The 15,942-nt window shown below is 63.1% G+C and carries 17 protein-coding genes; 7 read left to right on the top strand and 10 right to left on the bottom strand.

Annotated elements, in window-relative coordinates:
• Positions 1 to 18: 18 nt before the first annotated feature.
• The gene (locus RBA41_RS04650; protein ID WP_306621524.1) at positions 19 to 795 is read left to right on the top strand and encodes a ribonucleotide-diphosphate reductase subunit beta; all 777 of its coding nucleotides are present in this window, start codon (positions 19 to 21) and stop codon (positions 793 to 795) included.
• A gap of 360 nt (positions 796 to 1,155) precedes the next feature.
• Here the strand turns inward: RBA41_RS04650 and RBA41_RS04645 are convergent, their stop codons facing one another.
• A complete protein-coding gene (locus RBA41_RS04645) occupies positions 1,156 to 2,061 on the bottom strand; it encodes a hypothetical protein (RefSeq protein ID WP_306621520.1) in 906 nt (301 codons plus the stop codon).
• Positions 2,034 to 2,255, bottom strand: coding sequence for a hypothetical protein (locus RBA41_RS04640; RefSeq protein ID WP_306621518.1), 222 nt, complete (start codon positions 2,253 to 2,255; stop codon positions 2,034 to 2,036). The genes RBA41_RS04645 and RBA41_RS04640 overlap by 28 nt, the downstream gene beginning before the upstream one ends.
• 107 nt (positions 2,256 to 2,362) lie before the next feature.
• Between RBA41_RS04640 and RBA41_RS04635 the strand changes: the two genes are divergently transcribed.
• Positions 2,363 to 2,893, top strand: coding sequence for a YggT family protein (locus tag RBA41_RS04635; RefSeq protein WP_306621516.1), 531 nt, complete (start codon positions 2,363 to 2,365; stop codon positions 2,891 to 2,893).
• Positions 2,890 to 3,189: a DUF167 domain-containing protein gene (locus tag RBA41_RS04630; RefSeq protein ID WP_306621514.1), complete on the top strand. Its 300-nt coding sequence runs from the start codon at positions 2,890 to 2,892 to the stop codon at positions 3,187 to 3,189. Before RBA41_RS04635 ends, RBA41_RS04630 begins: the two co-directional genes overlap by 4 nt.
• A gap of 117 nt (positions 3,190 to 3,306) precedes the next feature.
• On the opposite strand, the gene RBA41_RS04625 is transcribed toward RBA41_RS04630, so the two are convergent.
• The 8 genes from RBA41_RS04625 to RBA41_RS04590 all read right to left on the bottom strand — a co-directional run bounded on the left by RBA41_RS04625 (position 3,307) and on the right by RBA41_RS04590 (position 11,011).
• Positions 3,307 to 4,254: a carbohydrate kinase family protein gene (locus tag RBA41_RS04625; protein ID WP_306621512.1), complete on the bottom strand. Its 948-nt coding sequence runs from the start codon at positions 4,252 to 4,254 to the stop codon at positions 3,307 to 3,309.
• Positions 4,255 to 4,262: 8 nt separating this feature from the next.
• Positions 4,263 to 6,320 (bottom strand): zinc-ribbon and DUF3426 domain-containing protein, encoded by a 2,058-nt coding sequence (locus RBA41_RS04620; protein ID WP_306621510.1) that lies wholly within the window; start codon positions 6,318 to 6,320, stop codon positions 4,263 to 4,265.
• A 4-nt stretch (positions 6,321 to 6,324) separates the two neighbouring features.
• Positions 6,325 to 7,272 (bottom strand): 50S ribosomal protein L11 methyltransferase, encoded by a 948-nt coding sequence (gene prmA, locus RBA41_RS04615; protein ID WP_306621508.1) that lies wholly within the window; start codon positions 7,270 to 7,272, stop codon positions 6,325 to 6,327.
• The gene (gene accC, locus RBA41_RS04610; RefSeq protein ID WP_099875192.1) at positions 7,269 to 8,669 is read right to left on the bottom strand and encodes an acetyl-CoA carboxylase biotin carboxylase subunit; all 1,401 of its coding nucleotides are present in this window, start codon (positions 8,667 to 8,669) and stop codon (positions 7,269 to 7,271) included. Before accC ends, prmA begins: the two co-directional genes overlap by 4 nt.
• 9 nt (positions 8,670 to 8,678) lie before the next feature.
• Positions 8,679 to 9,143, bottom strand: coding sequence for an acetyl-CoA carboxylase biotin carboxyl carrier protein (gene accB / locus RBA41_RS04605; protein ID WP_306621505.1), 465 nt, complete (start codon positions 9,141 to 9,143; stop codon positions 8,679 to 8,681).
• Between the two features lie 93 nt (positions 9,144 to 9,236).
• On the bottom strand, positions 9,237 to 9,674 hold the full coding sequence (aroQ, locus tag RBA41_RS04600) for a type II 3-dehydroquinate dehydratase (protein WP_099875194.1): 438 nt from the start codon (positions 9,672 to 9,674) through the stop codon (positions 9,237 to 9,239).
• Between the two features lie 138 nt (positions 9,675 to 9,812).
• Complete coding sequence (locus tag RBA41_RS04595) at positions 9,813 to 10,382, bottom strand: TlpA family protein disulfide reductase (RefSeq protein WP_306621502.1); 570 nt, start codon at positions 10,380 to 10,382, stop codon at positions 9,813 to 9,815.
• The gene (locus RBA41_RS04590; protein ID WP_306621500.1) at positions 10,379 to 11,011 is read right to left on the bottom strand and encodes a hypothetical protein; all 633 of its coding nucleotides are present in this window, start codon (positions 11,009 to 11,011) and stop codon (positions 10,379 to 10,381) included. Before RBA41_RS04590 ends, RBA41_RS04595 begins: the two co-directional genes overlap by 4 nt.
• Positions 11,012 to 11,219: 208 nt before the next feature.
• Here RBA41_RS04590 and mpl point away from each other — a divergent pair, with 208 nt between their 5' ends.
• The 4 genes from mpl to RBA41_RS04570 are packed head-to-tail and all read left to right on the top strand — an operon-like array spanning position 11,220 to position 15,867.
• Positions 11,220 to 12,611 (top strand): UDP-N-acetylmuramate:L-alanyl-gamma-D-glutamyl-meso-diaminopimelate ligase, encoded by a 1,392-nt coding sequence (mpl, locus tag RBA41_RS04585; RefSeq protein WP_306621498.1) that lies wholly within the window; start codon positions 11,220 to 11,222, stop codon positions 12,609 to 12,611.
• Entirely contained in the window at positions 12,608 to 13,195 is a 588-nt protein-coding gene (locus RBA41_RS04580) for a YqiA/YcfP family alpha/beta fold hydrolase (protein ID WP_306621496.1), read from the top strand. Before mpl ends, RBA41_RS04580 begins: the two co-directional genes overlap by 4 nt.
• On the top strand, positions 13,192 to 13,791 hold the full coding sequence (locus tag RBA41_RS04575; RefSeq protein ID WP_306621494.1) for a chorismate--pyruvate lyase family protein: 600 nt from the start codon (positions 13,192 to 13,194) through the stop codon (positions 13,789 to 13,791). The genes RBA41_RS04580 and RBA41_RS04575 overlap by 4 nt, the downstream gene beginning before the upstream one ends.
• Positions 13,792 to 13,806: 15 nt before the next feature.
• The gene (locus RBA41_RS04570) at positions 13,807 to 15,867 is read left to right on the top strand and encodes a ribonuclease catalytic domain-containing protein (RefSeq protein ID WP_306621492.1); all 2,061 of its coding nucleotides are present in this window, start codon (positions 13,807 to 13,809) and stop codon (positions 15,865 to 15,867) included.
• Positions 15,868 to 15,942: the final 75 nt, after the last annotated feature.

The raw sequence follows: 15,942 nt of genomic DNA, 5'->3' as shown, positions 1-15,942 counted from the left end.
GCCACATCACGCGCCCGAATGCCGCCAATACCTGCCGCATACGGCCTTCGATATCGCGATTCGCACGCACGGCTGGCAGTACATCGTGGCGTCCCGGGCCGCGATGAGGCGCAGATTTCCAACGCCTGCAAGGAGGCCGAAGCGATCCGCGGCAACGGTGAAATCCTCATTCCGATCATCAATCCCCTGACCGATCCGGCCTTCGCCACGGATGCCGTGGAGGACGATCGGAGGCCGTTGAAGTCGCCGATGGTGTTCGCCTGCGTGATCGAAGGCGTGTTCTTTTACGCCGGCTTTACTTCGATTCCCGCGCTCGGGCGGCACAACAAAACGATGGGTGCGGCGCAGCGCTATCGGAGCATTTTGCGTGACGAATCAATGCATTGCAATTTTGCGCCCGACGCGATCGTCACGATCACGATGGAAAATCCGCTGCCGTGGAGGGCGGCTGTCGGCGAAGAGATCAGGCGCTGTATCTGCAATCGGCCGACCTCGAATATGCGCGCGCCGGCGACGCCATCGTGCGCGCTGTGCCGGCCCCGACGCGGCCACGTTCAACGCTTGCCTGCGCTTCATCGCGCACCGCCGCGCGCAGCGGTTCGGACCCGGCGCGCTGTGTGCACAGGAAGAAAATCCGCGCCCGTCGATGAGCGCGATGATCGGCCTGAAAAAGGAGCGCCGCTTTGCCGGGACGCGCGTGACGAGGTACCAAAGCGGCGGCGCATTGAACTGCGAATAAACGATTTTCAAAACGCGCGGCGCGCATGGCGCGCGCGCCGCCGAAAAAAAAAGTAAGCGAAACGCAGTGTGCTGGTTGCGCACTGACAAGGTTTTCGTGTACTTTACGTGATTGAATTTGTCAAAACGTGAACGCGAAGATGCAAGCCGCGCGCGACGACAAAATCATCGATCAAAATGGGACGCTGATTCAACAGATATGTGCTTAAACTTCTGCAAAAGACAAAGCCGCACTGCCTGATCCGGTTCAGGCATGGCGGCTTTTTCTTTTACGGTTGTGGGCTTTTGGATGTGGACAGCGAACCATGAACACCGTATCCGTCGTCTCTGTTTTCAGAAACGACTATAGCTGAAGCGCTGCAAACTTGAGGAGTTGCAGCAGTTCAGCTGGTGCCGAATTCATTAGCATAAACACGATCACGTTTGTGCCGATGAATAATTCGCCTGACCTCCAGTTACGGGTCGGACGGGTTTTAAATCTTGTAGCGTGATTTTTTCCCATCTCAGATGAAGGAGAACCCAAATGGCAACAGCCGCTAAGAAACCCGCAGTAAAGAAACCAGCCGCGAAAGCCGCTGCCGAGAAACCAGCGAAGAAAGTCGTTGCGAAAGCAGCCGCAGCCAAGCCAGCCACGAAAGCCGCAGCCAAACCTGCAGCCAAGCCGGCAGCGAAAAAGGCCGCAGCGAAAACCGCAGCCAAGCCAGCAGCAAAGCCAGCAGCGAAAAAAGCCGCAGCCAAGCCAGCAGCGAAGCCAGTAGCGAAAAAAGCCGCGGCAAAAACCAGCGCCAAGCCAGCAGCCAAGTCGGCAGCTAAATCGGCAGCCAAGCCGGCCGCCAAGCCAGTAGCGAAAAAGGCAGCAGCCAAGTCGGCCGCCAAGCCAGTCGCTAAAAAAGCAGCAGCAAAGCCAGTCGCCAAAAAAGCGGCAGCCAAGCCAGCAGCCAAGGCAAAAGCCACGGCCAAGCCGGTAGCGAAGAAGGCAGCAGCGAAGCCGGCAGCGAAAAAAGCCGCAGCGAAGTCGTCGGCCAAGCCAGCAGCCAAGTCGGCAGCGAAGCCAGCAGCCAAGCCGGTAGCGAAGAAAGCCGCAGCCAAACCGGCCGCCAAGCCAGCCGCTAAAAAAGCAGCAGCGAAGCCAGCAGCCAGCAAAGCCGCAGCCAAGCCAGCCGCCAAAAAAGCAGCAGCGACGTCGACCGCCAAAAAACCAGCAGTAACTAAAGCAGCAGCAAAGCCAGCAGCGAAAGCAGCAGCAAAGCCAGCAGCAAAAAAGGTGGCGGCTAAGCCAGCAGCAAAAAAGCCGGTTAAGGCTGCGGCGAAGCCAGCAGCCAAGCCAGCAGCGGCGCCAGCGGCTCCTGCCGCTCCGGCAGCCAAGCCGGTTGTAAAGAAAGCAGCAGCGCCGAAGAAGGCAGTTGCACCGAAAGCCGACGCAGCATCGAAGCTGGCAGCAGCTCCTGCACCAGCAGCAGCGGCAGCACCGGCTCCGGCGCCAGCGGCGAAAACTGTGTTGGCTCCGGCAGCAGCATGGCCTTTCCCGACCAGCAGCCGTCCGTAACAGGTTGTTGGGCCTGGATCAGGCAAAATACCGCTGTGTGACTCGTATCACACAGCGGTTTTTTTTTAAGGAGAGCACGTGTACAGTATTGTTCAGTTGATCGTCGACACCATCGCCACCATTCTTGGTGGGGTCCTGTTACTGCGGTTCTGGATGCAGGCGATCCGCGTGCGTCCGCCGTCGCAGCTCGGGCAATTTATCTACGCCCTGTCGGACTGGATGGTGCTGCCGATGCGGCGCGTCATTCCCGGCGTGGGTGGCTACGACTGGGCCAGCCTGGTCGGCGCCTTTCTGGTGGTGGCGCTGGCGACGTCCGTGATCCTGTTCTTCGGCGCCTCGTTCGAGATGGTGGCCATCATGGCCTTGTACCGCTTCCTGACCTGGATCCTGTATGGCTTCATCGGCTTGCTGTTCATCGAAGTCATCCTGAGCTGGGTCAACCCGCAGGCACCGATGGCGCCCTTCGTGCAGGCCCTCAACGCCCCCTTGCTGCGTCCGCTGCGCAAAGTGGTGCCGCCGATCGGCGGGATCGACCTGTCGGTGATGGTGGCGATGATCCTGCTCAAGATCGTGCACATCCTGGTGCAGATGCTGTTCGGCCTGCGATGAGCCGGGCCTGGTGTTCGGCATTGCCGGGCGCGCTGCGGCTGGCGGTGCAGATCACCCCGAATGCCAAGAAGACCGAAGTGATCGGCGTGCTCGACGACGCGCTCAAGCTCAAGCTGCAGGCGCAGCCGATCGAAGGCAAGGCCAACGAGGCCTTGATCAAATATTTATCGAGAGAACTGGGCGTGCCGAAAAGCGCGCTCACGATCACGCACGGGCTGACCAGCAAGCGCAAGCTGGTCGAAGTGGTGTCGGCGACCCTGACGCCGGAGCAGGCCGCGCAGATACTGCTGAAGTAAAGCAACTAGTTTCCTAACCGGGGTCAGACCTCCGATTAGAAACAAAAACGTTTCGAATCGGAGGTCTGACCCCGGTTAGGCAATTAAAAATCTGTCGAATCGGAGGTCTGACCCCGGTTAGGCAACTTGGTAGCGGTAGCCGAACTCGGCTTCGAACTTGTCGGCGATCTGGGCGGCCGTGACGACGTGGTTCTGGCCACCCTGGTGCGCAATCTTGATCGCGCCCATCAGGCTCGCCAGGCGGCCTGTGGTTGGCCAGTCGAGGTCGTTCGTGATGCCGAACAGCAGGCCGGCCCGGTAGGCGTCGCCGCAGCCGGTCGGATCGACCACCGCCGCCGCTTGCACGCAGGGAATCTCGTGGCGCTTGCCGCCGGTGTAAATCTCCGAACCCTTCTCGCCGCGCGTGACGATCAGCGCTTCCAGGCGGCCGGCAATGTCGGCCAGGGTCAGGCCCGTGCGGTCCATCAGCATCTCGAATTCGTAGTCGTTGGCGGCCACGTAGGTCGCCTGGTTGATGAATTCGATCAATTCGCCGCCGCTGAACATCGGCAATTGCTGGCCCGGGTCGAACATGAACGGTACTTTCAGCGCCGCGCAGTCGCGCGCGTGCTTGATCATGCCGCCACGCCCGTCCGGGGCGACGATGGCCACGCGCAGCGCGCCCTGGTCGCCGACATTGTTTTCATGCGCGAATTCCATCGCGCCAGGGTGGAAGGCGTTGATCTGGTTGTTGTCGAGGTCGGCCGTGACGAAGCATTGCGCGGTGTACGAGTGGGTGATCTTGCGGATCGCGCGCGTCTCGATGCCGAGCTTCTCGAAGCGTTCCAGGTACTCGCCGCCATCCTGGCCGATCGCGGCCATGATCAGCGGCTCGCCGCCCAGCATCTTGAGGTTGTAGGCGATGTTGGCCGAGCAGCCACCGTATTCGGTGCGCAAGGTCGGTACCAGGAAGGAGACGTTGACCTTGTGCAGTTGGTCGGCCAGCAGCGTTTCGCCGAAACGGCCGTTGTATTGCATGATCTTGTCGAATGCGAGCGATCCGCAGATCAATGTGGTCTTGGTCATGATGTGCCTTATGGATAGAAGATGGCGATGCGGTAGCCGGACGCCTTGATCTGTTTTACTTCAAAAGTCAGTTTGACGGCTTGTTCGGAGCGCGCCGCGAAGCCTTTGGCCGCGACCGTGCCCTTGGGCAGGTATTCGGCCGGCACGACCACGCGCCGCAGCAGGGTCTTGTCGTTGCCATCGGTTAGCGCCAGTTCGATGTTCGGCCAGGCCTGGGTCAGGTCGCTCTGGTTGCGCAGCAGGGTCGAGAGCGTAAAGGCGTTGGCACCGAGCGATTGCAGCTCGCCCGTTTCGATGCTCAGGCTGTCGATCTGGGCCGGCAGTTCGAGTTTGCAGCCAAGCGTGGCGCAGGCCGAGACCAGCACAGGCTTGATGACAGGGAACTTGGCCACCAGGATGTTGCGGAAGGTGGTGACGCCCTGGCCCACCAGCAGGATGGCCAGCAAGACCGCACCGAGCAGCATCGCGATGCGGCGCGAGCCTTGTTTTTCTTCCAGTTCGCGGCTGCGGCGCAGGAAATCGGGCTCGTCGTGCTCAGGCTCGGCGGCAACCGGCGCGGGAGGCGGTGGCGGTGGCGCGACCGGCGTCTTGGCCCCCTTCTTCGCTGCCTTCTTCGCCGGCTTGTGCGCCGGATTATCGCCCGATGACTGGCGCAGCAGCGGCAGCGGGGCATGCTCCAGGTCGCGCACGAGCGGTTCGGTGTTTGGGTTCAGCAATGCGTCGCTGCGGGCCTGGTCGTCGTGCGGGGTGGTTTCTTCGGCGTAGGAAAGCACCAGCACGGTGTGCCCCGGCTCGTCATACGCATGCTCAACCAGCTGCGGCTCGAACCTGGCTGGCTTGGCAGCGTGTGACTCGACGTGGACCGGTTCGTCAAAGGCCGGCTCAACGTGCGGTGGCTGGAATTGGGCTGGCTCGGGCGCGGCTGGTTCAACGTGGACCGGCTCGTCGAACGCGGGCTCGATCGGCGGCAGTTCGAACTGGGACGGTTCGGCGCGGACCGGCTCCTCGAATGCGGATTCGAGCGGCGGCAGTTCGAACTGAGCAGGCTCGGCAACGACCGGCTCGACGCGCACCGGCTCGGCAAACGCGGGCGCGGCCGGCGCCGGTTCAATCGGCGCAGACGCGATAAACACCTGCTCCGCGGCAGGCGGCTCGGCCACGATGGGCGCTGGCGGCGCTTCGGCCGGGGCAGCTTCCGCGAAAACTGGTTCGGCAAAGTGCGGCTCCACGAACAAGGGCTCGACGAACGTCGGCTCCTTGCGCTCCGGCTCGAACAATACCGGCTCGATGCGTGCGTTCGGATCGCGTACCGGGGCAGACGGGTAGGTCAGATCGAGCACCGACTCGTCAAAGCTCAGCTCGCCAAATTCCGGCTCGGACAGGTCTTCTGGTGGTGCAATCGCAACGATTTCTTCATCGATCGGCATGTCGGCCGGAAATGGCGCCGGCTGCGATGCATCGGGCGCGCCGATATCGATCGTCGGCCAGGGCGTCTTGGCCTTGCCGCGCCAGGCTGCGGGCTGCGGTTCCGGCTCGACGTAAGGCGCCGCGTAAGGCTCGTCATACATGTCCTCGGGCTCGACAAAGGTCGCGATCGAGAGCGGGATGAAGGGTTTCGGGCGCGGTGGCGGCGCTGGTTCCGGTTCCGGTTCCGGCTCGGGTGCAGGTTCGGGTTCCGGTTCCGGCTCGGGTACAGGTTCGGGTGCAGGTTCCGGTTCCGCGACAGGCTCCGGTTCCGGCGCATGCACCAGCTCGGGTTCAGGTTCAGGAACAGGCTCCGCCGCCGGTTGCTGCCTGAGCCACACCGGAACGAAGGAAGTATCCATTTGCAGCGTGGACACGGTATTGCCGGGATCGGTGAACGTACTTACCGCCGGGGCGGCAGGCGGTTCGGCAACAGGGGAGGGCATCGCTGGCGGCAGCGCGTCGAGTTCGACCAGTGCCGCGTTGCCATCAAAAATTTCATTGCAGGCGCCGCAGCGCACTATGCCCCCACGTAACTTCAGCTGGTCGGAAGCGACCCGGAAAGTCGTGCTGCAATGGGGGCATCGAGTGGCGAGCGCCATGCCTTTATTGACCGCGAGGGGTAGGTGGAACGTTGCTGCCAAGCTGGCCGTGCAGTGCTACCCAGCCATCCTGCTCCGCCCACACGCCCAGCGTGATGAACGGCGCATACGCTTCGGCCACTTCTTCCGCCTGGCGCGCGAGCACGCCCGACAACACCAGCGAACCACCCGGGGCGACCCGGCCGGCCAGCATCGGCGCCATCAGTTTCAATGGGCTCGACAGGATGTTGGCCACGACCGTGTTGAACTTGCCGGTGGCGTGATGCGGCTTGGCCGAGGTGGCGAAGCTGTCTGGCAGGTAATAGTCGATCTCGCACTGGTTACGAGCAGCATTGTCGCGCGCCGATTCGATCGCTTGCGGATCGATATCGACACCGGCCACGTCGCCCGCGCCCATTTTCTTGGCCACCATGGCCAGGATGCCGGAGCCGCAACCGTAGTCGAGCACGGTCTTGCCGGGGGCGGGATGCGCCTCCAGCCATTCCATGCACAAACGCGTGGTCGGGTGGCTGCCGGTGCCGAACGCCAGGCCCGGGTCGAGTTCGAGAATCAGGGCGTCCGGATCCGGCGCTTCGTGCCAGCTCGGAACGACCCAGATGTTCTTGCCGATATGAATAGGCGCGAACTGCGACTGGGTCAAACGCACCCAGTCTTCGTCGGCCACGGCGCGCGTGGTGAAGCTAGGCGCGGTGTCGATGCCAATCGCCGCGGCCGCTTCGGCCACGATGGCGGCCTGGTCGGCGTCGACGTCGGTCAGGGCCACCACGCGGCTGTGTTCCCACGCCGCTTCGGTCGGTTCCATGCCAGGTTCGCCGAACAGCGGCTTTTCCTGGTCGGTGCCTTCGTCGGCGTCTTCCACCGACACCGACAGGGCGCCGGCTTCCATCAGCGCATCGGACAGCGCTTCTGCATGTTCACGTGCAATTTCAATGACAACTTCTGTCCAGCTCATGCGTCTGCCTTCGTTTCCGATTTGTTAGGGCTGGTCGGGCCTTTCGGCAGGTCCGGCTTGTCGGCCAGTTTCTGCTCGAGATAATGGATGTTGGTGCCGCCTTCGATAAAGCGCGCATCGATCATCAGTTCGCGATGCAGCGGAATATTCGTCAGGATACCCTCAACCACCATTTCCGACAGCGCGATTTGCATGCGGCGGATGGCTTGCTCGCGCGTGGCGCCGTAGGCGATGACCTTGCCGATCATCGAATCGTAATGCGGCGGCACATAATAACCGGCGTAGGCATGCGAATCGACGCGGATGCCAGGGCCGCCCGGCGCGTGCCAGGAGACGATGCGTCCCGGCGACGGGGTGAACTTGAACGGATCTTCGGCATTGATGCGGCACTCGACGGCGTGGCCCGACAGCATGATGTCGCGCTGGCGGAAACGCAGTTTTTCACCGCAGGCGATGCGGATCTGTTCCTGCACGATGTCGATGCCGGTAATCATTTCGGTGACCGGGTGCTCGACCTGCACGCGCGTGTTCATCTCGATGAAGTAGAACTCGTTGTTCTCGTACAGGAATTCGAAGGTACCCGCGCCGCGGTAGCCGATCTTGCGGCAAGCTTCTGCGCAGCGGTCGCCGATCTTTTCGATGAGTTTGCGCGGAATGCCCGGCGCCGGCGCTTCTTCGATCACTTTCTGGTGGCGGCGCTGCATCGAGCAGTCGCGCTCGCCCAGCCAGACGGCGTTCTTGTGTTCGTCGGCGAGGATCTGGATTTCCACGTGGCGCGGATTTTCCAGATACTTCTCCATATACACTTCCGGATTGCCGAAAGCGGTACCGGCTTCGGTCTTGGTCATCGCCACGGCGTTGAGCAGGGCCGCTTCGGTGTGGACCACGCGCATGCCGCGTCCGCCGCCGCCGCCGGCTGCCTTGATGATCACCGGATAGCCCACGCGGCGCGCGGTCTGGATGATTTCTTTCGGGTCGTCCGGCAGGGCGCCGTCCGAGCCTGGCACGCACGGCACGCCGGCGCGGATCATGGCTTGCTTGGCCGAGACCTTGTCGCCCATCAGGCGGATCGAGTCGGAACGCGGACCAATGAAGACGAAGCCGGATTTTTCCACGCGTTCGGCGAAGTCGGCGTTCTCGGACAGGAAACCGTAGCCGGGGTGAATCGCTTCGGCATCGGTGACTTCGGCCGCGCTGATGATCGCCGGCATGTTCAGGTAGCTCAGGGACGATGGCGCCGGTCCGATACACACCGATTCATCGGCCAACTTCACGTACTTGGCGTCTTTGTCGGCTTCGGAGTGGACCACCACGGTCTTGATGCCCATCTCGCGGCAGGCGCGCTGGATACGTAGCGCGATCTCTCCACGATTGGCAATGAGAATTTTTTCGAACATAGTGGTCGGTCAGCCAATCACAAACAGCGGTTGGCCGAACTCGACAGGCTGGCCGTTTTCGACCAGGATCTTGGTCACGACACCGGACACGTCGGAGTCGATTTCATTGAGCAGCTTCATCGCTTCGATGATGCACAGGGTCTCGCCTTCCTTGATCGTGGAGCCGACTTCGACGTAGGCTGGGGAGCCCGGCGCCGAGGAACGGTAGAAGGTACCGACCATCGGCGACTTGACGATGTGGCCGGTCGGTTCGGCCGGCACGGCCACGGGGGCGGCGGCAGGAGCCGGTGCCGGGGCCTGGGCACCGGCGTAGTGCTGCTGCATGCCTTGCGGCTGCATCATGACCATTTGATTCTGCGGGATTGCGGATGACTTGACGATGCGGACCTTGCTCTCGCCTTCGGTTACTTCGAGTTCAGCGATGTCCGATTCGGCGACGAGATCGATCAAGGTCTTGAGTTTTCGTAAATCCATGTGAAACCCCTTGGAATTTATTGTGTTTTAAGAGTATGCGGCGTGCCCATGATAAAAGCATAACCGCGCATAATGCTTGAAGATGCCAGTAGATTAACGCTTTTTAAGCGCAAAGTCGATGGCAAAGCGATATCCATCAATGCCGAGCCCGCAAATGGTGCCCTGCGCAATGGCGGACAGGAAAGAATGATGGCGAAATGCTTCGCGCTGATGGATATTCGAGATGTGGACTTCCACAAACGGGATGGCAACGCCGGCCAGGGCATCGCGCAAGGCCACGCTGGTATGCGTCAGCCCGCCCGGATTGATGACAATGGCGTCCACGCCGTCAAGCCGGGCGGCATGGATGGCATCGATCAGCGCCCCTTCATGATTGCTCTGAAAGCAAGATAGCGTGGCACCCGCCGCGGCAGCCTGGGCTGTCGCAGCGTTCTCGATGTCGGCTAATGTTGCCTTGCCGTACACCTCAGGCTCCCGTGTCCCCAGCAGATTCAGGTTGGGGCCGTTGAGCAGAAGGAGCTTTTTTGCCATGGTTGAAGGTACGTTATTACGCGAAAGTCCCGCATTTTGCCGCCAACGGCGGGCATTGGCAAGCGAAAAAAATTGCTTGAAATTACTTATTGGTGCATTCCGTACCGTAAAGCACGGTTACACCAAGGGTTTTGCCTCTCAAGACTTGAGCGCGGCCAGGTCGGCCTTGAGCTCGTCGAACTTGATTCGCCCCAGATAAGTTTTCTTGACCAGGCCGTCAGCCCCGATCAGCACGGTGTATGGCAGCCCGCCGGCGGTGTTGCCAAACTTGCGCGACAGATCGGTCCCGCTGATGCCGGCCACGTAGATGGGATAGGTGATCTTGAATTTGGTGGCAAATTCGGCGATGTTGGTCGGCGAATCGATGCCGATGCCGATCACGTTGATGTTTTTCGCGCTGTGCTCGCGCGCCACGTCGGCCAGTTCCGGCATTTCTTCCACGCACGGCGGGCACCAGGGCGCCCAGAAATTGACCACCAGCGGCTTGCCCTTCCATTGGGACAGGGCCTGGGCCTTGCCGGCCGGGTCGTTCATGGTTTCGGCAAACAGCGACTCGACCGGCGTGCCGGCGGCGCCGGCAGCGGGGCCGGCGGCCGGCGTGGTGGCCGCCAGCGCTGGTTCCTGCTTGGTGCGCACGCCGACATACGCGCCCAGCGCGCCGGCCAGCACGGCAATGCCGGCGAAAGTGAAAAGGGTCTGCTTGTTCATGTCGGGTCCTGGGGTGAAGTCGGGGGTGTCATCATGCTGCGCACGGTGGCGGCATCGGCGCGCTGCAAGCGGCCGTCGGCGCGTGGCTTGAGGGCGCCGCGCAAGTCGTGCTTTTCATACAGTTCGGCGTGCACGCCTTCGCCATGCCACAAAAAGCTCACCGTCTCGACCGGGTCGTAACGCGCGCCCTTGAAGTGGGGCGTTTCGGAAATGTCGATGGTGACGTTGCGGTTCAGCAGGTAAATCTGCACTTCCTTGGCGCTGTCGGCGAACAGTTGCAGCTCGATGTCGTCGTGCTCGCCGGCGGTGCCGTTCAGTACCGCGCCGGTCAGGTAGGGCGAAAATTCGGCCAGCGCATCCATCACTTGCAGCGCGGCCTGGCGCAGCGCGAGCAGGCGCGCCGGCTGCGTGTCGGCCAGGAACAGGGCCTGGTAATCGCGCACGGCGTCTTCGATCTGCGCGTTGTCGGGCAGCAGGTTGGCAGCGTCGGCGCGCTCGCCGAGCACCTGCAGCGCGGCCTTGCGCTTGGCGCTGGCGTAGTCGGCGCCGTCCTGGGCAATCATGCGCGCGGCGACGGCGGCGATTTCCGCGCGCAGCAGGGAGAGATCGTCAATCGGGGTAGGCATCATGAGCGAGATAATACTCTGGAACGGTAAATCCCATGGGATAGCTCGAAAAACCTACTGCGCGGCGCGATTTTGGGCCTGCGATGCTCACCGTACCTTCGTACGGCTGCGCTTCTCGGCCCAAACTCACACCGCTCGCTACGGTTTTTCAAGCCATCCCATTGGGTCGGGTAAAATCGCGTATTCATTCATTTGGCCACACCCCGACATCATGCATATTCACATCCTCGGCATTTGCGGCACCTTCATGGGCGGCCTCGCGGTCCTGGCGAAAGAGGCCGGCCACAAGGTCACCGGCTGCGACGCCAATGTCTACCCGCCGATGAGCACCCAGCTCGAAGCCCAGGGCATCGAACTGATCCAGGGCTTCAGCCCGGAGCAGACCCAGCTCAAGCCCGATCTGTATGTGATCGGCAATGTGGTGGCGCGCGGCAATCCGCTGGTCGAGGAAATCCTGAACCGCAGCCTGCCGTACATGTCGGGCCCCCAGTGGATCGGCGAACACATCCTGCACGATAAATGGGTGCTGGCCGTGGCCGGCACGCACGGCAAGACCACCACCTCGGCCATGCTGGCCTGGATACTGGAAGACGCCGGCTATGCGCCAGGCTTCCTGATCGGCGGCGTGCCGATGAACTTCGGCATTTCGGCGCGCCTGTCGGGTGCGGAGCCATCGATCTTCTTCGTGATCGAAGCGGACGAATACGACACGGCCTTTTTCGACAAGCGCAGCAAGTTCGTGCATTACCACGCCAAAACGGCCGTGATGAACAACCTCGAATACGATCATGCCGACATCTTCCCCGATATCGGTGCCATCGAAACCCAATTCCATCACCTGGTGCGCACCGTGCCCGGCGTGGGGCGCCTGATCGTGAACGGCGACGAAGCCTCGCTCGGCCGCGTGCTCAAGCGTGGCTGCTGGAGCGAGAAGGAAATGTTCGGCGCCAGCGACGGGGTCGACTGGACCATGACGGAACATGCCGGCGGCAACTTCGACGTCGTCTTCAAGGGCGAGGTGGTGGCCACCGTGGCCTGGGGCCTGACCGGCAAGCACAACCGCCTGAACGCGCTGGCGGCGATTGCCGCGGCGCGCCACGTGGGCGTGCCGGTGGCGCAGGCGGCCGAGTCGCTGGCCCGCTTCGAGAGCGTCAAGCGGCGCATGGAAGTGCGCGGCATGGTGCGCGACATTACCGTGTACGACGATTTCGCCCACCATCCGACGGCCATTGCCACCACCGTCAACGGCTTGCGCCAGCGCATTGGCTACCACGGCGGCAGCGGCGACAAGGCCCGGGGCCGCATCCTGGCCGTGCTGGAACCGCGCTCGAACACCATGAAGCTCGGCTCGATGAAAGATGCCTTGCCGGGCAGCCTGCGCGAAGCGGACCTGGTGTTCGGCTTCGGCAGCCAGCAGGCGCTCGGCTGGAGCCTGGCCGACGCCCTGTGTCCGCTGGGCGCGATCGCCCACAGCTTCGACCAGATCGATTTCCTGGTGAAGGCCGTGGTCGACGCGGCCCAGCCGGGCGACCATATCCTGGTCATGAGCAACGGCGGCTTCGGCGGCGTGCACCAGAAACTGCTTGAGGCGCTGGCCCGATGATTCTTTACCTGCACGGTTTCCGCTCTTCGCCGCGCTCGTTCAAGGCGCGCGTGGTGGGCGAGAAGATGGCGGCGCTGGGACGCGCATCCGAGCTGATCTGCCCGCAGCTGCCGGCCTCGCCGAAAGAAGCCATGGCGCTGGCGCTGGCCCTGGTCGAACGTTACGATGCCGGCGAACTGTCCATCATCGGTTCCTCGCTGGGCGGTTATTACGCCACCTGGCTGGCCGAGCGCCTCGGCTGCCGCGCAGTGCTGCTGAACCCTGCGGTCTACCCCCTGAAAGACCTCGACAAGCACGTCGGCGTCACGACCGAGTATCATTCCGACAAAGTTTTTGAATTCAAGCGCGCATATATCGACGAACTGGGCGAACTGGCGGTGCCGGCCATCACCCGGCCCGAGCGTTATTTCCTGATCGCCGCCAGCGGCGACGAAGTGCTCGATTACCGCGACATGACGGCCCATTACGCCGGCGCGCGCCAGCACGTGATCGATGGCAGCGACCACGCCATCGCCGAATTCGGGCTCTACGTGGACGAGGTCCTGGCCTTTTGCCTGGACGGCGCCGCGGGCCCGGTGCGGTGAGGGGCGCCTCGCTGCGCCAGGCGTTGTGGCATCCGCATGTGAACCGTGTCAACGCGCCGCCGGCGCTGCGCGACTGGCTCACCAGCGGCGGCTCGCTCACGGCGCGCCTGATGGCGCATGGCGAGGCATTTCGCGTGCAGCGTTTGCACCAGCGGCGCGCCCCGTGCCTGGCGGACGAAGCCGGCGCGCTGAAGTTGCCGCGCGCGGTACAGGTGCTGGAACGCGAGGTGTTGTTGCGCTGCGACGACACGCCGGTGGTGTTCGCGCACACGGTGGTGCCGCTGTCGGCCAGCGCCAGCGACTGGCCGCTGTTCGGCGGCCTGGGCGAACGTTCGCTCGGCAGCACCCTGTTTTACGACCCGCAAGTGACGCGCGGCGAACTGGAATTTGCGCGCATCCGCGCCGGCCACCCGCTGATGGAGCGCGCCCGCGCGGCCCTGGACCTGGAACTGGCGGGCGACACTGTTTTATATGCACGGCGCTGCCTGTATCGCCGCCACCGGGGCATGTTGCTCGTGACCGAGGTGTTCCTGCCCCCGGTTGCGGCACTGGCCCGGCGCGATGCGACCCCGGCGCCAACTAACAATACCAAGTAAAGACAAAGCATTCACATGAATCTATTTTTTGAAGAATCCGGCGATTTCAAGGTCGGCACCGTGTTGTCGCAAGCGGGCGAGGCCTACCAGGTCGAAATGCCAAGCGGTAAGCGCACCAAGGTCAAGGTCAAGGACGTGCTGCTGCAGTACGAAAAGCCCTCCGCGGCCGAGCTGCTGGAAGCGGCCAAGGCGGTCGCCGCCGACGTCGATTTCGAGTTCCTGTGGGAAGTCGCCGGCCAGGACGAGTTCGGTTTCGCCGAGCTGGGCGCCGAGTATTTCGGCCACGCCCCGCTGCCGTCTGAAGCGGCCGGCCTAATCCTGGCGCTGCACGGCGCCCCGATCTACTTCTATAAAAAGGGTCGCGGACGCTACAAGGCGGCGCCGGAAGCCTCCCTGCGCGCGGCCCAGGCCGGCATCGAAAAAAAGAAACAGCAGGGTTTGATCCAGGCCGGCTATGTGGACGAGCTCAAGGCCAACCGCTTGCCGGAAGCCATGCGTCCGCTGGTGCAGCAATTGCTGTTCAAGCCGGACAAGAACAGTATCGAATTCAAGGCGCTCGACGCCGCCTGCAACGAACTGCACACCACGCCGCAACGCCTGATGCTGGCCGCCGGCGGCATCGGTTCGCCCAAGCAATTGCACATGGCGCGCTTCCTGTTCGAGAATTTCCCGCGCGGCTCGGGTTTCCCCGCCGTGACGGTGCCGAGCGTGCCGACCAGTTTGCCGCTGGCCGACGTGGCCGCGTTCTCGATCGATGACGTCACCACCACCGAAATCGACGATGCCTTCTCGGTCGTCACCCTGGCCGACGGCATGGTGCGGGTCGGCATCCACATCGCGGCGCCGGGCCTGGGCATTCGGCTTGATGACGCCATCGACAAAATGGCGCGCGCGCGCATGTCGACCGTCTACATGCCGGGCGACAAAATCACCATGCTGCCGGACGAGCTGGTGGCCGCCTTCACCCTGGCCGAAGGCAAGACGTGCCCGGCGGTGTCGCTGTACGCCACCCTCGACCCGGCCGACTGGAGCGTGAAGTCGACCGTCACCCGCGCCGAACTGGTGCCGATCAAGAGCAATCTGCGCAACAACGACCTGGACGATGTGGTCAGCGAAGAAGCGCTGGCCGCCGGCACCGGCGAGTATCCGCACAAGGCCGAGCTGGGCGTACTGTGGCAGTGGGCGCTCACCCTGGAAGCGGCGCGCATGGTCAAGCGCGAAGGCTTTGGCCTGAAACCCGAGCAGAACAACCGGGTCGACTTCAATTTCTACGTCGAAGACGACGTGGTGACGGTACTGCGGCGCAAGCGCGGCGCCCCGCTCGACAAGATCGTGGCCGAGCTGATGATCTTCGCCAACAGCACCTGGGGCAAGCTGATGCACGACTCGGGCGTGCCGGGTATTTACCGTTCGCAAGGCGCGGGCAGCGGCGCCGGCTGGGCCGCCAAGATGCAGGTACGCATGGTCACCCACGCCGCCCCCCACCAGGGCCTGGGCGTGGATCAGTACGCATGGAGCACCTCGCCGCTGCGCCGCTATACCGACCTGGTCAACCAGTGGCAGATCCTCGCTTGCGCCGAGCACGGCGTGACGGCGCCGCTGGTGGCCCCGTTCAAGCCGCGCGACGCCAACCTGTTCGCCATCGTCTCGGCGTTCGACGCCGCCTACGCCGCCTACAACGATCACCAGCAGAACATGGAGCGCTACTGGTGCCTGCGCTGGCTCGGCCAGCAAGACCAGCGCCAGGTCGACGCGGTGGTGCTCAAGGATGAAGTGTTGCGCCTGACCGACATTCCGCTGATCATCCGCCTGCCCGGCATGCCGCAGGTGGCACGCGGGGCCCAGGTCAAACTCGACATCCTGCGCTGGGACGAGCTGGAGCTGACGATCGAAGCGCGCCTGCTGGAATTGCCCGCCAGCAGCGAGATCGCCGCCGATGCCGACCTCGACTACGAGGAAGAAGAAACGGCAGCGCCGGACACTGCCGCCCCCGATAGCGGCGAAGCGGCCGCCACCGAAGCGGCGGAAGCCGAAGGCGCGGTCACCGTCATCACCAGCGAACCGGCGGCCGGCTAGTCTCTTGTCAGCATCGCCACGGCGGCCATTAGAATGTAGAATGGCCGTTCCCTGATTCAACAGATTCTTCCCGGT

Origin of the sequence: Massilia scottii (assembly GCF_030846495.1) — a bacterium.
Lineage (GTDB): Bacteria > Pseudomonadota > Gammaproteobacteria > Burkholderiales > Burkholderiaceae_D > Telluria_A > Telluria_A violaceinigra.
This window is presented reverse-complemented; position numbering and strand designations above follow the sequence as displayed.

What these genes read in the sequence shown, in the direction of transcription:
- RBA41_RS04625 (WP_306621512.1), bottom strand. Translation starts at nt 4,254, where the DNA reads ATGACCAAGACCACATTGATCTGCGGATCGCTCGCATTCGACAAGATC.
- RBA41_RS04570 (WP_306621492.1), top strand. Translation starts at nt 13,807, where the DNA reads ATGAATCTATTTTTTGAAGAATCCGGCGATTTCAAGGTCGGCACCGTG.
- mpl (WP_306621498.1), top strand. Translation starts at nt 11,220, where the DNA reads ATGCATATTCACATCCTCGGCATTTGCGGCACCTTCATGGGCGGCCTC.
- RBA41_RS04620 (WP_306621510.1), bottom strand. Translation starts at nt 6,320, where the DNA reads ATGGCGCTCGCCACTCGATGCCCCCATTGCAGCACGACTTTCCGGGTC.
- accB (WP_306621505.1), bottom strand. Translation starts at nt 9,143, where the DNA reads ATGGATTTACGAAAACTCAAGACCTTGATCGATCTCGTCGCCGAATCG.
- RBA41_RS04580 (WP_306621496.1), top strand. Translation starts at nt 12,608, where the DNA reads ATGATTCTTTACCTGCACGGTTTCCGCTCTTCGCCGCGCTCGTTCAAG.
- RBA41_RS04640 (WP_306621518.1), bottom strand. Translation starts at nt 2,255, where the DNA reads ATGCTGCTGCCGGAGCCAACACAGTTTTCGCCGCTGGCGCCGGAGCCG.
- accC (WP_099875192.1), bottom strand. Translation starts at nt 8,669, where the DNA reads ATGTTCGAAAAAATTCTCATTGCCAATCGTGGAGAGATCGCGCTACGT.
- aroQ (WP_099875194.1), bottom strand. Translation starts at nt 9,674, where the DNA reads ATGGCAAAAAAGCTCCTTCTGCTCAACGGCCCCAACCTGAATCTGCTG.
- RBA41_RS04595 (WP_306621502.1), bottom strand. Translation starts at nt 10,382, where the DNA reads ATGAACAAGCAGACCCTTTTCACTTTCGCCGGCATTGCCGTGCTGGCC.
- prmA (WP_306621508.1), bottom strand. Translation starts at nt 7,272, where the DNA reads ATGAGCTGGACAGAAGTTGTCATTGAAATTGCACGTGAACATGCAGAA.
- RBA41_RS04590 (WP_306621500.1), bottom strand. Translation starts at nt 11,011, where the DNA reads ATGATGCCTACCCCGATTGACGATCTCTCCCTGCTGCGCGCGGAAATC.
- RBA41_RS04650 (WP_306621524.1), top strand. Translation starts at nt 19, where the DNA reads ATGCCGCCAATACCTGCCGCATACGGCCTTCGATATCGCGATTCGCAC.
- RBA41_RS04630 (WP_306621514.1), top strand. Translation starts at nt 2,890, where the DNA reads ATGAGCCGGGCCTGGTGTTCGGCATTGCCGGGCGCGCTGCGGCTGGCG.